Annotated in this window: 13 protein-coding genes; 5 read left to right on the top strand and 8 right to left on the bottom strand. The window is 64.2% G+C overall.

The annotated features are described in order from the left end of the window. Positions 1 to 2: 2 nt before the first annotated feature. The 3 genes from QX073_RS06985 (at position 3) to QX073_RS06995 (ending at position 3,302) form a co-directional block, all read left to right on the top strand. Positions 3 to 845 (top strand): DUF1365 domain-containing protein, encoded by an 843-nt coding sequence (locus QX073_RS06985; RefSeq protein ID WP_316203365.1) that lies wholly within the window; start codon positions 3 to 5, stop codon positions 843 to 845. 108 nt (positions 846 to 953) lie between these two features. Then, the gene (locus QX073_RS06990) at positions 954 to 2,186 is read left to right on the top strand and encodes a cyclopropane-fatty-acyl-phospholipid synthase family protein (RefSeq protein ID WP_316203385.1); all 1,233 of its coding nucleotides are present in this window, start codon (positions 954 to 956) and stop codon (positions 2,184 to 2,186) included. 81 nt (positions 2,187 to 2,267) lie between these two features. After that, entirely contained in the window at positions 2,268 to 3,302 is a 1,035-nt protein-coding gene (locus QX073_RS06995) for a cysteine synthase A (RefSeq protein ID WP_315751100.1), read from the top strand. 85 nt (positions 3,303 to 3,387) lie between these two features. Here the strand turns inward: QX073_RS06995 and QX073_RS07000 are convergent, their stop codons facing one another. From QX073_RS07000 to QX073_RS07015, 4 genes are read right to left on the bottom strand one after another with little or no spacing between them, the layout of a single operon-like run. Beyond that, the gene (locus QX073_RS07000; protein ID WP_315711850.1) at positions 3,388 to 4,131 is read right to left on the bottom strand and encodes an amino acid ABC transporter ATP-binding protein; all 744 of its coding nucleotides are present in this window, start codon (positions 4,129 to 4,131) and stop codon (positions 3,388 to 3,390) included. 22 nt (positions 4,132 to 4,153) lie between these two features. Then, entirely contained in the window at positions 4,154 to 5,674 is a 1,521-nt protein-coding gene (locus tag QX073_RS07005; RefSeq protein ID WP_315711848.1) for an amino acid ABC transporter permease, read from the bottom strand. After that, positions 5,671 to 6,876: an amino acid ABC transporter permease gene (locus tag QX073_RS07010; protein WP_315751097.1), complete on the bottom strand. Its 1,206-nt coding sequence runs from the start codon at positions 6,874 to 6,876 to the stop codon at positions 5,671 to 5,673. The genes QX073_RS07005 and QX073_RS07010 overlap by 4 nt, the downstream gene beginning before the upstream one ends. Before the next feature lie 28 nt (positions 6,877 to 6,904). Then, complete coding sequence (locus QX073_RS07015) at positions 6,905 to 7,921, bottom strand: amino acid ABC transporter substrate-binding protein (protein WP_316203364.1); 1,017 nt, start codon at positions 7,919 to 7,921, stop codon at positions 6,905 to 6,907. A gap of 315 nt (positions 7,922 to 8,236) precedes the next feature. Between QX073_RS07015 and metC the strand changes: the two genes are divergently transcribed. After that, positions 8,237 to 9,430 carry a cystathionine beta-lyase gene (gene metC, locus QX073_RS07020; protein ID WP_315827578.1) on the top strand — a complete coding sequence of 398 codons (1,194 nt, stop codon included), beginning with the start codon at positions 8,237 to 8,239 and terminating at the stop codon, positions 9,428 to 9,430. Between the two features lie 122 nt (positions 9,431 to 9,552). Then, entirely contained in the window at positions 9,553 to 11,262 is a 1,710-nt protein-coding gene (locus QX073_RS07025) for a Na/Pi cotransporter family protein (protein ID WP_316192957.1), read from the top strand. 64 nt (positions 11,263 to 11,326) lie between these two features. Here QX073_RS07025 and QX073_RS07030 read toward each other — a convergent pair whose 3' ends face one another. The 4 genes from QX073_RS07030 to QX073_RS07045 all read right to left on the bottom strand — a co-directional run bounded on the left by QX073_RS07030 (position 11,327) and on the right by QX073_RS07045 (position 15,030). Continuing rightward, the gene (locus tag QX073_RS07030) at positions 11,327 to 11,665 is read right to left on the bottom strand and encodes a lipid-A-disaccharide synthase N-terminal domain-containing protein (RefSeq protein WP_172109779.1); all 339 of its coding nucleotides are present in this window, start codon (positions 11,663 to 11,665) and stop codon (positions 11,327 to 11,329) included. Then, a complete protein-coding gene (locus QX073_RS07035; protein ID WP_315711843.1) occupies positions 11,665 to 12,402 on the bottom strand; it encodes a glycosyltransferase family 2 protein in 738 nt (245 codons plus the stop codon). The genes QX073_RS07030 and QX073_RS07035 overlap by 1 nt, the downstream gene beginning before the upstream one ends. Positions 12,403 to 12,495: 93 nt before the next feature. Further along, entirely contained in the window at positions 12,496 to 13,287 is a 792-nt protein-coding gene (locus tag QX073_RS07040) for a phosphatase PAP2 family protein (protein ID WP_315711842.1), read from the bottom strand. Next, the gene (locus QX073_RS07045) at positions 13,288 to 15,030 is read right to left on the bottom strand and encodes a glycosyltransferase family 39 protein (RefSeq protein ID WP_315711840.1); all 1,743 of its coding nucleotides are present in this window, start codon (positions 15,028 to 15,030) and stop codon (positions 13,288 to 13,290) included. Positions 15,031 to 15,072: the final 42 nt, after the last annotated feature.

Below are 15,072 nucleotides of genomic sequence, written 5' to 3' on the forward strand. Positions count from 1 at the left end.
ATATGGACATGGATCACTCGGGACAGGATGACCGAACGGAAGCGGCCGCGCTCTATGTCGGAGAGGTCATGCATGCCCGCATGCGGCCGACCACGCACCGCTTCCGGTATCGCGTGATGAGCCTGCTGATCGATCTCGGCCGGCTCGACCAGGCGGACCGGCAGGCCTCGCTGTTCGGGGTTAATCGGCGAGCGCTCTACAGCTTCCACGAGGCCGACCACGGTCCGCGAGACGGCTCGTCGCTGCTGGCCTATGCGCAGACCTGCGCGGCGGATCAGGGGATCGATCTCGGCGGCCGCGTGCTGTTGCTGTGCTATCCGCGGCTGCTCGGCTACGTGTTCAATCCGCTGTCGGTCTATTTCTGCTATCGCAGCGACGGCACCCTGGCGCTGATGATCTACGAGGTCCGCAACACCTTCGGCGAGATCAAGCCCTATGTGCTGCCGGTCAGATCCAATGAGCTGTCCGCGGCAGGGCTGCGCCAGACGCAGGACAAGACCTTCTACGTCTCGCCGTTCATCGACATGGCGATGCGCTACCATTTCCGGGTCATGCCGCCGGGCGACAAGGTCAAGTTGCGGATTCTGGAAACTGGCTCCGACGGGCCCCTGCTCGCTGCAACCTTCTCTGGCCGCCGTCGCGGGCTGACGTCTGGCTCCCTGCTCGCAGCCTTCGTCTCGCTCCCGCTGGTGACTGTCAAAATCTTCGCCGCGATCCATTGGGAGGCACTGCGGCTGTGGGCCAAAGGCGTCCGCCTCGTCCCGCGTGGCGAAATCAGTGCAAGCCCTGGAACCAATACCGGCTTGGCGGGGAACGGCAGCCACGCTTATATGTCACGACGCTGACCGGAAACGGCCGGCTCGCTCTGCGTCCGTGATCCCTGCCCGCACAGGTGCCGCACCGGCCAGCCGACGGGGACGTGGGCTGGAGCCGTTTGCGTGAGTGGACCTGCCATGCCGGACGTCATCCCAGTCACCCCTGATACCATCGACAAGGTGCTTGCCGATCTTCCCCGCCTGCCCCGCCTTGCCCTCGGCTTCGGCTCGCGGTTGCGAAAAGGCACGCTCGACGTGACCCTGCCGGACGGACGGGTGATCCGGCTCGGCGGCGTTGAGCCCGGGCCGGCCGCCGCAATGATCCTGGCCAATTACGGCTTCGCATCGCGTCTTCTCAATGGCGGCGACATCGGCATCGCCGAGGCCTATCTGAACGGCGACTGGGATACGCCGGACCTGACGCAGTTTCTCTATCTGTTCTGCGTCAACCAGCACCTGCTGCAGTCGATGCTGGAAGACAAGCCGCTGATCCGGTTTGCCCAGCTGGTCCGGCACTGGTTGAACCGCAACACCAAGCGTCAGGCGAAGCGCAACATCTATGCCCATTACGACATCGGGAATTCGTTTTACTCGGCCTGGCTGGATCCGAGCATGACCTATTCCTCGGCCTTGTTCGAGGAGCACACCACCGACCTCACTGCCGCGCAGACCAACAAGTACAAGCGGCTGGCCGAGGCGATCGATCTCAAGCCCGGGCAGAAGCTGCTCGAGATCGGCTGCGGCTGGGGCGGCTTTGCCGAATATGCCGCCAAGACGTTCGGCGCCAAGGTCGTTGGGTTGACGATCAGTCAACAGCAGCGCGACTTCGCGCAGCGCCGCATCCAGGAGGCCGGGCTCGCCGAGAAGGTCGAAATCCGCCTGCAGGATTACCGGGACGAGCGTGACCACTACGATCGCATCGCCTCGATCGAGATGATCGAGGCGGTCGGCGAACAATTCTGGCCAAAATATTTCTCGCAACTGCGAGACCGCCTGCTGCCGGGCGGACTGGCCGGTGTCCAGGCAATCACCATCCAGGACAGCCTGTTCCAGCACTACCGCCGCGAGGTCGACTTCATCCAGCGCTACGTCTTTCCCGGCGGCATGTTGCCGACACCGCAGATTCTGAAGTCGCTCGGCGACCGCTTTGGCATACCCGTCATCCGCGAGCGGATCTTCGGGGAAGATTATGCCAGGACGCTTGCGATCTGGCGAAATAACTTCCGAGAGGCTTGGCCGGACCTCACGCCCTCCGGATTCGACGAGCGCTTCAGGCGGCTCTGGGAATATTATCTGTCCTACTGCGAAGCAGGTTTCCTCTCCGGGAATATCGATGTTCGCCAGGTCGTCTTTGCGAAATCGGGGGGCTGATCCAGCCGGCTTACGCTCCCCTGGATATCAGGCTAGGGTCCTCTTAAGTGTGCTCGAGGAAACTCCTACGGTATCTGCAAAATGACCATTCATAACGACGTCGTCGCGGCGATCGGCAACACACCGCTGATCAAGCTCAAGCGCGCCTCGGAGGCGACGGGCTGCACCATTCTCGGCAAGGCCGAGTTCATGAACCCGGGCCAGTCGGTCAAGGACCGCGCCGGCAAGTGGATGATCCTGGAGGCCGAGAGGCGTGGCGATCTCAAGCCCGGCGGCCTCGTGGTGGAGGCCACGGCCGGCAACACCGGCATCGGTCTGGCCGTGGTCGCCAGCGCGCGTGGCTATCGCACGCTGATCGTGATTCCGGAGACGCAGAGCCAGGAAAAGAAGGACATGCTGCGGCTGTGCGGCGCGGAGCTGGTCGAGGTGCCGGCGTTGCCGTTCAGCAATCCCAACAACTATCAGCACGTCGGCCGCAGGCTCGCCGACGAACTGCGCATGACCGAGCCCAACGGCGTGCTGTTCGCCGACCAGTGGAACAACCTCGACAACGCCAAGGCGCATTATGAGTCCACGGGACCCGAGATCTGGGAGCAGACCGACGGCAAGGTCGACGGCTTCATCTGCGCGGTCGGCACCGGCGGCACGATCGCCGGCACGAGCCGCTATTTGAAGGACAGGAACAAGGACATTGTCACCGCCTGTGCCGACCCGCACGGCTTCGCGATGTACGAATGGTTCAAGAACGGGGTCGTCAAATCGACGCCCGGCGATTCCATCACCGAAGGCATCGGCATCGGTCGTGTGACGCCCGTGATCGAGACCGCCAAGGTCGACGACGCGTTCCTGGTGTCCGACGAGGACGCCGTCAACACGATCTACGACCTCGTGCAGCATGAAGGCCTGTGCCTGGGCGGCTCGACCGGCGTCAACGTCGCTGGCGCGGTGCAACTCGCCAGGAAGCTCGGCCCCGGCCACACCATCGTGACCATCCTGTGCGACTCCGGTGCGCGCTATCAGTCGAAGCTGTACAATCCGGAGTTCATGCGTTCGAAGAACCTGCCGGTGCCGGCCTGGCTGGAGCGGCGCAGCGGGATCAAGCCGCCTTTCGTTTGAGGGCGAGTAGCGAGTAGCGAGTAGCGAGTAGCGAGTAGAATTTCTCGCCCTATTCGCTATTCGCAAGTCCCGATTCGCTTCCTCATCAATGCCGCAGGATCTGGCTCAGGAACAGCTTGCTGCGCGCATGCTGCGGGTTGGCGAAGAATTCCTGCGGAGTGTTCGATTCGATGATCTGGCCGGCGTCCATGAACACGACGCGGTTGGCGACCTCGCGTGCAAAGCCCATCTCGTGGGTCACGACCAGCATGGTCATGCCCTCCTTGGCGAGATCGACCATGGTGTCGAGCACCTCCTTCACCATCTCGGGATCGAGCGCCGAGGTCGGCTCGTCGAACAGCATGACCTTCGGGTTCATCGCCAACGCGCGCGCGATGGCAACGCGCTGCTGCTGACCGCCCGACATCTGGCCCGGATATTTCTGCGCCTGATGCGGGATCTTGACCCGCTCCAGGAACTTCATCGCAGTCGCCTCGGCTTCCTTCTGCGGGATGTTGCGCACCCAGATCGGAGCCAGGGTGCAGTTCTCCAGCACGGTCAGATGCGGAAACAGGTTGAAGCTCTGGAACACCATGCCGACCTCACGGCGGACTTCGTCCACCCGCTTGAGATTCGGACCCAGATCGATGCCGTCGACATTGATCTCGCCCTCCTGGAATTCCTCCAGCGCGTTGATGCAGCGGATCAAGGTCGACTTGCCCGAGCCCGAGGGCCCGCAGATCACGATGCGCTCACCCTTTCCGACGGAGAGGTTGATGTCGCGCAGGACGTGGAATTCGCCGTACCATTTGTTGAGGGCGGAAATGCTGACGATCGAATTTGCAGTCATGGATCTCTCGACGATCTCTGGGTCAATGGCGCCGGTGCGCGTTGAGGCGGCGCTCGACCAGCATGGAGTAGCGTGACATGCCGAAACAGAAGGCGAAGTAGATCATTCCTGTGAAGGCAAAGCCGGTGAAAGCCGTGGTCGGTGTCGCCCAGACCGGATCGGCCAACGAAGCCTTGAGGCTGCCGAGCAAGTCGAACAGCGCCACGATCGAGACCAGCGAGGTATCCTTGAACAGCGAGATGAAGCTGTTGACGATACCGGGGATGACGTGGCGCAGCGCCTGCGGCAGCACGATGAAGCTCGTCGTCTTCCACCAGGACAGGCCGAGCGCGCTCGACGCCTCCGCCTGGCCGCGCGGAATGGCCTGCAGGCCGCCGCGGATCACCTCGGCCATGTAGGCGCCGGAGAACAGCGCAACGCCGATCAGCGCCCGTACCAGGCCGTCGACCCTGACATTGCCAGGCAGGAACAGCGGCAGCATGTAGGTGGCGAAGAACAGCACGGTGATCAGCGGCACGCCGCGCACCAGCTCGATGAAGGCGATCGAAAAGACGCGGATCAGTGGAATGGTCGAGCGGCGGCCGAGTGCAAGCGCAATGCCGATCGGCATCGACGCGACGATGCCGATCACCGAAACGACCAGCGTCACCAGCATGCCGCCCCACAGCCTTGTGTCGACGATGGGAAGGCCGCCGCGATCGAGGCCCATGATCGCAATGACGATGGCGATGCCGGCGAAGGTCGCGGCCGTGGCGATGACGCTGCGCAGCGCCCTGCTCCCGCCGCCGATGATGAACACCAGCGCGGTGACAATGATCGCGGAGAGCGCGAGATCATTCCACACGGGCTGGTGAGATTGCTGCAGTTCATTGCGGATCCAGACCAGCGGCCAGATCACGAGCGATGCGAGCGTTCCGATCAGCACGACCAGCTTGCCGAGCAGCCACAGCAGCATGCCGACCACCGGCACGTTATCGCCGGCGCGCACCAGCGCGTTGCCGGCCGTATCGATGCTCTCGACGAACAGCTGGAGGGTGCCTGTGGCCCAGCTCACGCCGAAGCCCTCCAGCCCACCGCCATAGAGCAGGAAGAACGCGACCATCGGCAGCGCGAAGAAGAACAGACCCGCATTAAGGCCTTTGGCCGGCAGGCGCGGAATCAGCAGCGGCACGAGCAGCACCACCGCCAGCACATAGGTCAGATTGACGCGCCAGCGGTCGGCCTCCGGGTAGAAGCCGTACATGAACTGGCTGAACTTCGCCGAAATGTAGGGCCAACAGGCGCCGACCGGATGGCCGGCGTTCTGCGCCAGGCATGCATCGCGGTCCTTGCCGACCCACACCGCGTCGACCAGCAGGAACTTGACCGCCGGAATCACGGTGAACCAGATCAACAGTGCGCTCACCAGGGTGAGCAGGATATTGGTCGGCGAGTTCAACAGCCTCGTGCGGACGAAGCCGACGAAACCGGTCGTCTTGATGGGCGCCGGGCGTTCTCCAGCCATGTCCTGACGGATGAAGGTTGAGGCCGTGATGTCGGTCATGCGCCAAGTCTCTTCCCAAGCCGCCAGCTATAGAAGCTCATCATCGCGCTCGTAATCAGCGACAGCGCCAGATAGACGCCCATCGTGATTCCGATGATCTCGATGGCCTGCCCCGTCTGGCTCATCGTCGTGCCCGCGAACACCGACACGAGATCGGGATAACCGATAGCGACCGCGAGCGAGGAATTCTTGGTCAGGTTCAAATACTGGTTCGTCAGCGGCGGCAGGATGACGCGGAGCGCCTGTGGCACGACGATCAGGCGCAGCACGGTGCCGCGGCTCAGTCCAAGCGAGAGCCCCGCTTCCATCTGTCCCTTGTGGACCGAGAGGATTCCCGCCCGTACCACCTCGGCGATGAACGACGCCGTGTACATGGTGAGCGCCAGGGTCAGCGCAACGAGCTCTGGAATGATGCGGGAGCCGCCGGCGAAGTTGAATCCCTTGAGCGCCGGCACCTCGAACGAAATCGGCACGCCGAACACGAGCATTGCAATTAGCGGCAGGCCGATCAGCAGCCCCAGCACGTAGGGCCAAATCCGGATCACATGGCCGCGCAGGAACAGCTCACGCCGCGCGTAATAGTGCAGACCGATCGAGACCACAATCGCCACACCGAGCACGATCGCGAACGGCGTGAAGCCGGGCTCCTCGATCGGGCGCGGAACGATGAAGCCGCGGTTGTTGAGAAAGAAGGTCGAGAAAAGAGAGATGCTCTGCCGCGGTCCGGGCAGAGCCGCCAACACCGCGAGATACCAGAACAGGATCTGGAACAGGAGAGGCAGGTTCCGGATCAGCTCGACATAGGCGCCGGAGACCCGCGAGAGCAATACGTTCGGTGACAAGCGGCCAAGCGCAACCAGAAAGCCAAGGATGGTCGCCAGCACGATACCGATGACGGAGACCAGCAGCGTGTTCAGCACGCCGACGATCAGCACGCGGCTGTAGCTGTCGGAGCCGGAGTAGCTGATCAGGGTCTGGTTGACGTCGAAGCCGGCCGTATTGTTGAGAAAGCCGAAGCCCGACGTGATCCGCTGGGTGGCGAGGTTGCTGCGTGCGTTGGCCACGATCTCGTAGCCAACCCACACCAGCACTGCGACGAACAGGATCTGGAGGATGATGCCGTTCCATCCTGCCTTGCCACCCAGCATACGCTTCAGCCGAAGCCCATATTGCGTAGGCGGTAACCTTGCTTCGATGCTCATTCGCCGCAGCCCCGCTATCGTGCAGTGATCAGCGGATCGGCGGCGCGTATTGCAGGCCGCCCTTGTTCCAGAGCTGGTTCAGACCGCGCGCGATCTGCAGCTTGGAGCCGGCGCCGACGTTGCGGTCATACATCTCGCCGTAGTTTCCGACCGCTTTCACGATCCGGTAGAACCAGTCCTTGGTGAGGCCGAGCTGCTCGCCGAGATTGCCGTCGGTGCCGAAGGCGCGCTTGAACTCCGGCTTGTCCGACTTGGCCATTTCATCGACGTTCGCCTGCGTCACGCCGAGTTCCTCGGCCGTCACCAGCCCGAACAAGGTCCACTTGACGATGTCGAACCACTGGTCGTCGCCATGGCGGACCATCGGGCCCAACGGCTCCTTCGAGATCACTTCCGGCAGCACCACGTGATCGGCCGGATTGGCGAGCTTCAGCCGCTCGGCGTAGAGGCCGGAAACGTCGGTCGTGAAGACGTCGCAACGGCCAGATTCGTACGCCTTGATGGTCTCGTCTTGGCCGGCGAATGCGATCACCTCGTACTTCATCTTGTTGGCCTTGAAGTAGTCGGCGAGGTTCTGCTCAGTCGTCGTGCCGGTCTGCACGCAGATCGAGGCGCTGTTGAGCTCGAGCGCCGAATTGACCTTCAGGGCCTTCTTCACCATGAAGCCCTGGCCGTCGTAATAGGTCACGCCGGCGAAATTGGCGCCCAGCGAGGTGTCACGCGACAGGGTCCAGGTGGTGTTGCGCGACAGCACGTCGATCTCGCCCGACTGCAGTGCAGTAAAGCGATCCTTGGCGGACAGTGGAACGAACTTGATCTTGGTCGGATCGTTGAAGATCGCGGCGGCAATGGCGCGGCAAACGTCGACGTCGAGCCCGGTCCAGTTGCCCTTGTCGTCGGGCGCCGAGAAGCCAGGAAGGCCCTGGCTGACGCCGCAGGCGAGCATGCCGCGATCCTTGACGGTCTTGAGCGTTTCGGCCTGGGCGCCGACGCTCGCCAGCACCGGGGCGAGAGCAAGAGTAAGAGCCAGAGTGACGCGTTTCATAAATACAGCCTTTCGCGGGTCGTCCTTGGGAGCGATGAATCTCAGCGCGTAGGAGGGGCCGACCTGAATCCGCCTCTGCAAACGCCATACCAAGAATATGGCGCGCGCCATGCACGACGGAGCCGTGCATGCGAGATGAAGCGGAAATCGCGGCAAGCCCCTCAACGTGCAGCGATCGAATTGCGCCGGCATCACAGAACGACTGGCGGCCCGGGTCAAGGGGTTGACGGGCCTGTTCTGCATTCTGTTATTAACGACCGCAGTGCGGCCTGATTTCCAGCTATCCCGACAGGTTTAAAGAGAAAAGACACGCGAATGGCATCATCGAACGACCCCGCTGCGGCGGTGCGACAAAACGTCGAGACATGGCTGGTCACGGCGGGGCGGGACACGAAGGCGCAGCACGGATTCGTGAATCCTCCTGTCGTTCATGGTTCAACGGTCCTGTATCCAACGGCTGAAGATCTGCATGCACACCGCGGCGAATTCCAGTACGGCCGCCACGGCACCCCGACCACGAAGGCGCTGCAGCAAGTGCTGATGGCGCTCGAGGGACCGCAATGCGCCGGCGTCGGCATCGCGCCGTCGGGCCTCGGCGCCATCTCGACCACCCTGCTGTCGGTGCTCAAGGCCGGCGACCACGTTCTGGTGTGCGATAGCATCTATCGTCCGACCCGAAATTTCTGCAACGGCATGCTGGCACGCTATGGCGTCGAGACGACCTATTTCGACCCTTTGATCGGCACAGGAATTGAGCAACTGCTCAAACCGAATACACGCGCGGTGGTTGTCGAGGCGCCGGGCTCGCAGTCCTTCGAAATGCCGGACATCCCCGCCATCGCCGCGGTTGCGCATGCGCACGGCGCGCTGGTCATCGACGACAACACCTGGGCGACACCGCTCTACCACCGCTCGCTCGACCAGGGCGTCGACATCAGCATGCAGGCGGCCACCAAATATATCGGCGGCCACTCCGACATCATGTTCGGGACGATTTCGGCCAATGCGAAGGCGTGGCCGCTGATCTCCGAGGGCATCCGCCTGCTCGGCGTCTGCGCCGGACCGGACGACGTGTTCCTGGCCTTGCGCGGCGTACGGACGCTTGGCGTGCGCCTGGCGCAGCATCACCGGTCAGGCCTGGAGATGGCGCGCTGGCTCGCCGCGCGTCCCGAGGTGATCGAGGTGCTGCATCCCGCGCTGGAAAGCCATCCGGGGCACCCGATCTGGAAGCGCGATTTCACCGGCGCCTCCGGCCTGTTCAGCATCGTGCTGCAACCAAAGGCGCAGGCCGCCGTCGACGCCATGCTCGACACGCTCACGCTGTTCGGCATGGGCTATTCCTGGGGCGGCTTCGAGAGCCTGGCGATCCCGTTCGACTGCGCAAGCTACCGCACGGCGACCACATGGGCACCCGGCGGTCCGACACTGCGGCTGCACATCGGTCTCGAGAATACCGAGGATCTCAAGGCCGATCTCGATCGCGGCTTTGCCGCGTTCAACGCCGCTTGACCACGCCGCCCGCAGGGGCGGAGCGCCGCGCGATCGGGCAACCGGGGCCGCCAAATTGGCGTTGATCCCCGGCCGATTGGGCGTAGCCTTGGTCTGAAGACAAGCGGGAACGAACGGGAATCATGGTTCTGCTCGATCTGATGGGTGGCGTGGCGCTGCTGCTGTGGGGCCTTCACATGGTCCACAGCGGCATCCTGCGCGCCTTCGGCCCGGATCTCAGGCTGCTGCTGTCGCGAGCGCTGCGGAACCGTTTCAGCGCCCTCGCGGCCGGACTCGGCCTCACCGCGCTGCTCCAGAGCAGCACGGCAACGGCGCTCATCACCACCTCCTTTGCTGCGGAAGGCCTCGTCGGCCTGATCCCCGCGATGGCGATCATGCTGGGCGCCAATATCGGCACCACGCTGATCGTCCAGGTGCTGTCGTTCAACGTCGCGGCCGTCGCGCCGATCCTGTTCGTGCTCGGCCTGGTGGCGTTCCGCAGCGGGCCGCGATCGCGCATCAAGGATCTCGGCCGGGTGTCGATCGGCCTCGGCCTGATGCTGCTGTCGCTCCATATCCTGATCGACACGCTCGCGCCGGCCGAGGAGGCGCCGGCGATGCGCGTGTTCATGCAGGCGATCACCGCCGACGTCACGCTGTGCATCATCTTCGGCGCCGCCGTCACCTGGATCGTGCATTCCAGCGTCGCGAGCGTGCTGCTGGTGATGTCGCTGGCCTATGCGCATTTCATCACGGCCGATGCGGCCATGGCACTGGTGCTCGGCGCCAATCTCGGCAGCGCCGTCAACCCGGTGTTCGAGGGCGCCCGGCGCGACAATCCCGCGAGCTATCGCCTGCCCGTCGGCAATCTCCTCAACCGCATCATCGGCGTCACGCTGATCGCACCCTTCCTGCATCCGCTCGCGGCTCAGCTGCAGCAATGGCAGCCGGATCTGTCGAAGCTGACCGCGCAGTTTCACATGGCATTCAACCTCGGCACGGCGCTGGTTTTCATCGGTCTGCTCGGCAGCATCGAGAAGCTGCTCGTCAGACTGTTCCCCGACCGCCCGGCCGAAGTCGATCCCGCCAAGCCGCGCTACCTCGACGAGACCGCGCTGGAGACACCGTCGCTGGCGCTTGCGGACGCGGCGCGCGAGGCGCTGCGCATGGGCGATCTGGTCGAGACCATGTTGCGCAATGTCATGACCGCGATGATGACCAACGACCGTGGCCTCGTGGATCAGGTGTCACGCGCGGACAATGTCGTCGACCGGCTCGACGAAGCCATCAAGCTTTACATCACCAAGCTGACGCGGGGCAGCCTGGACGACCGCGAGGGCAAGCGGGCGATGGAGATCATCTCCTTCGCGATCAACCTTGAACACATCGGCGACATCATCGACAAGAACCTGAGCGAGCTCGCGACCAAGAAGATCAAGCGCAGGTTCCAGTTCTCCGCGGAGGGCGCCGACGAGCTGCAGGCCTTTCACCGCCAGATCATGGAGGCGCTCCGCGTCGCGTTCGGCATCTTCATGTCCGGCGATGCGCAGCAGGCGCACCAATTGCTCGATCAGAAAGCCGAGCTCCGCAACGCCGAGCTCGGCGCGACCGAGCGGCACCTCGAACGTCTGCGCGACGGCCGCTCGGAGACGCTCGAAACCACCTCACTGCATCTCGACGTGCTGCGTGACCTCAGGCGGATCCACTCGCACATCTGTTCGGTCGCCTATCCCGTGCTCGATGCCGCCGGCGAGGTTGCGACGCGCCGCGGCGAGGCGGCTGACAGCGTGGCGACGACCGTGCCCGTGCCCGTGACCCTGCCCCCATCCTCGGCCCAGCCGCTGCCGCGCTGAGCGCAGGACGGCCCCACGAACGGGCGACGGCACATCCGCCCTGTGAACCTGAAGCCCGCTCCGGTCAATTGCTCAGCGTCTGCGACTCGCGCTGACGGTTCTTGAAGATCAGCATCACGTTGCGGACGTAGATGATGTTCGACAGCAACTGGCCGAAGATGATGACCGGCTCGCGCTTGACGAGACCATAGATCAGCGTCATGAGGCCGCCGCCGATCGAGAAGAACCAGAAGGCAAGGGGCACCACGCTCTTGCCCGCGCGCTCGCTGGCGATCCACTGCACAAGGAAGCGCGCGGCGAAGGCCAGTTGGGCGGCGAGGCCGAACACCAGCCAGAAATCGAATTTGGCGATGAAGATGTCGTAGAGATAGTTGCTGAACGCCTGCCCGAATTGAATCAGCATTACTTTACCTCGATCACAACCGGCGTCGGCTTCTTGCGGCGGATCAGCCACCACACGCCGGCGAGATCCATGATCCCGATCCAGAGCCGGTCGAAGAACCCGTAGTTCGAGACACCGGAGTGCCGGGGTCGATCTGTCACGTCGATGTAGGCGATGTCGTAGCCCTCACGCCGCACCAGGGCGGGAAGGAAGCGGTGCAGACCATCGAAATACGGCATCATCAGGAAGACGTCGCGGCGGACCGCCTTGAGGCCGCAGCCGGTATCGCGGGTGCCGTCATGCAGCACCGCATTGCGGATCTTGTTGGCAAGCCGCGATTGCAGTTTCTTGAAGCCGGTGTCCTTGCGACCGACGCGCTGGCCTGCGACGAGGCCGACACCCGCCCCGCCCTTTTCGAGCGCAGCGATGAGGTCGGGCAGGAAGGCGGGATTGTTCTGCCCGTCGCCGTCCAGCGTCGCAACCATCGCGCCGTGGGCCGCGCGGATGCCGCTTCTGACGGCCGCCGATTGCCCGGACGACTTCTCATGGCGCAGCACGCGCAGGTTCGGCCGCCGCGCCATCTCCTCGGCGAGCCGTTGCGCGGTGTCATCGGTCGAGCCGTCGTTGACGTAGATGATCTCATAGGCCCAGAGACCGTCGAGCGCGGCCGCGATCTCGGTGATCAGGGGCGTGATGTTGCCGGCCTCGTTGCGCACGGGAACGACGATGGAGACGGCAACGGGGGTTTCGGTCGACAAGATGAGACTCGCGATGGCGTGACTGGACCGGTTCCTGCCCCGGGCGATGCGGCGGAGGCTTATTATGGGGCTTGGGGCCGCCTATCAACCCCTTTAGCGCGGTACGATTTGGCCGTCCTTGCCCAGGCGAAAGCCCAGCCGTCGTGCTGCGAACCAGTAGCGGACCAGCATGGCGCAGGCCAATCCGACCACGGCGCCGGCGACCACATCGCTTGGATGATGCGCCAGCAGCACCAGCCGACTCAGGGCAATCACGATGGCATAGATGAACATTGGTATCCGCAGCCGCGACCAGACGGCCGCAATGGCGAATGCGAGCGCGAAGGCGGTCACCGCATGCGCCGACGGCATGCTGAAATAGGCCGGCGTGCCGTTGAAGGGTTCGAAATTGAACGCGTTGGCCTTGCCGCCGACGAAGGGACGGCCGCGCCCGATGATATATTTCAACACCTGGGCCGATAGCACGGAGAGCAGAACCGCGAAGAAGAAAAACTGAACATGCGTCGCAAAGTTCAGAAGGCGGCTGCGCGAAGCCTCAGGCCACAACGGCGCGATCAGGATCGTCGCGACGACCCCCACTGCCAGCAGTCCCAGCACGTATTCGTCCTGGCCGAATTCGGTGATGATGCGCACCGGCCACAGGCTCGGTGTTCCACGCGCCGGCATCAGCCCGATTTCGTAGGCATCGAAGGTGAACATCAGCACCGAGACCACACTCAGGCCGATGGCACCGAGCAGGAGAAGCTCGCGTTGCAGGCGTTGCCGGCCCGCAGCGTCCGGCGCGGTCTGCGGCCGCCGAACCAGCCGGCCGAACGAGAATTTGCCGACCAGCGCGAGCTGGGCGAGATAGCCTGACGACAGCGAGGGCGTGTCTGGCGCCGACATCTACTCGGTGCCTTCCGAACGATAGATCGCAATCGAGACCGGGCGGCCTTGCGAGATGTTGTAGCCGTCGATGCGCTTGGCGACGTTGTAGCGCAGCCCGATGGCCTCGGCGCGCTGCACGAACGCCCGTTCGGTGCGCTGCTCGACAAGCGCGAAGCGGCACGCGCCATGGTTGAGGAAGTCGGCCGCCCCCGAGCCGTCGGTGAGCTGCGTCGAGGTTCCTGTCATGAACACGAGGCTAGGTTCGTGGAAACCTGCCGCTGCCGCCTTCGGCCCGACGCAGACCACGTTGCGCAGCGCGCGCGCAATCTCCGCGCTGGGAAACAGCGGTGTCAGCGCCGGCAGCACGGCGCCATACACCACGAACGCCAGGAACATCGCCGCCACGCCGGCATTCAAGAGCGAGCGCTCGGCACGGCCGTCGTCATAGAGCCACCAGGCGAACAGGCCGAAAATCAGCGACGCCGCCACGAACGGCCAGGCCAGGAACACCGGCTGGTGCGTGACGATGATGGCGCCGATCACGGCCACCACCGATGTGATGGCGGGAATCGCGAACCACCAGGCGGCGCCGCGCCGCAGCCAGTTGCGCGCCAGCACCCGCCGCTCCAGCGCGCCCACGGTGAGGATGGCGATTGCCGGATAGAGCGGCAGCACATAATGCGGCAGCTTGGTCAGGACGGCCTCGAACACGACCCAGGACGGCAGCAGCCAGGCCAGCAGGAACTGCGCCCCCGGCTCGCGCCGCGCGCGCCATACCGCAGGCGCCGCCATAGCGGCCAGCGGCGCGCCGGGCCAGAAGGTGATGAACAACAGCAGCAGATAAAGTCCCGGCGGTGCGCCGTGCGACTCCTGGGCGCCGATCTTGCTCAGCATGTCGCCGCCGACGGAATCGGCGAAGAAGGTGTCGCCGGCGCGCAGGAAGATCAGCACGAACCAGGGCAGCACCAGCACCAGCATCCACATCAGTCCCCATAGAGGGCGCAGACGCGATAGCCAGCCGGCACCACGATCCATGATCGCCAGCGCCACGATCGTCAGTCCTGCGAACATCAGAATCAGCGGGCCCTTGATCAGGATGCCGCCGGCGAGCGCCGTCCAGAAGATCGCAGGCGGTCCCCACGGTGGATGCACCGGATCCTCGCCGCGCTGCCACGACAGATACACGCGGGCCAGCGCACCCATCGCAGCCACCACGGTGAACAGCAGCATCGCGTCGGTCTTGGCGAGCCGGGCTTCCGCCCCGAGCAGCACCGAGCAGCACATCAGCAGGGCGGCGAACACGGCGCCGCGCCGTGTCACGAAGGAGAGCGCGGTCCAATAGGTCAGCAGCACCGCGCCGATGGCACCGATCAGCGAGGGAATGCGGTAGACCCAGATGCGCAGCTGCGCACGCGGCAGACCGATCGCCGACGCCGTCTCGACCGCAGCCGATTGCAACCAGTAGATGCCGACTGGCTTCTTGTAGCGCACGTCGTCCTGGAAGCGGATATCGACGTAATCGCCGCTCTCGACCATCTGCTTGGTCGCCTGGGCGAAGCGCGCCTCGTCGCGATCGATCGGCGGGATGGTGAAGAAGCCCGGCAGGAACAACAGCAGCCCGCAGACGAGCAGGAACGTCACCGCCCTGGTGTGGCTCACGGTGACGACATCGATCATCCGCGCCAGCCGATTGCCTGGATTGACCAGGTTCTTCGGCTCGCGCGGCTCTCCAAAACGGGGGCGGGCAAAGGTCTCGACCATGGGGTTCCGAATACGCTGAAACCGCTATGTCGACAACCGCTT

This window comes from Bradyrhizobium sp. SZCCHNS3052 (assembly GCF_032484495.1).
GTDB lineage: Bacteria > Pseudomonadota > Alphaproteobacteria > Rhizobiales > Xanthobacteraceae > Bradyrhizobium.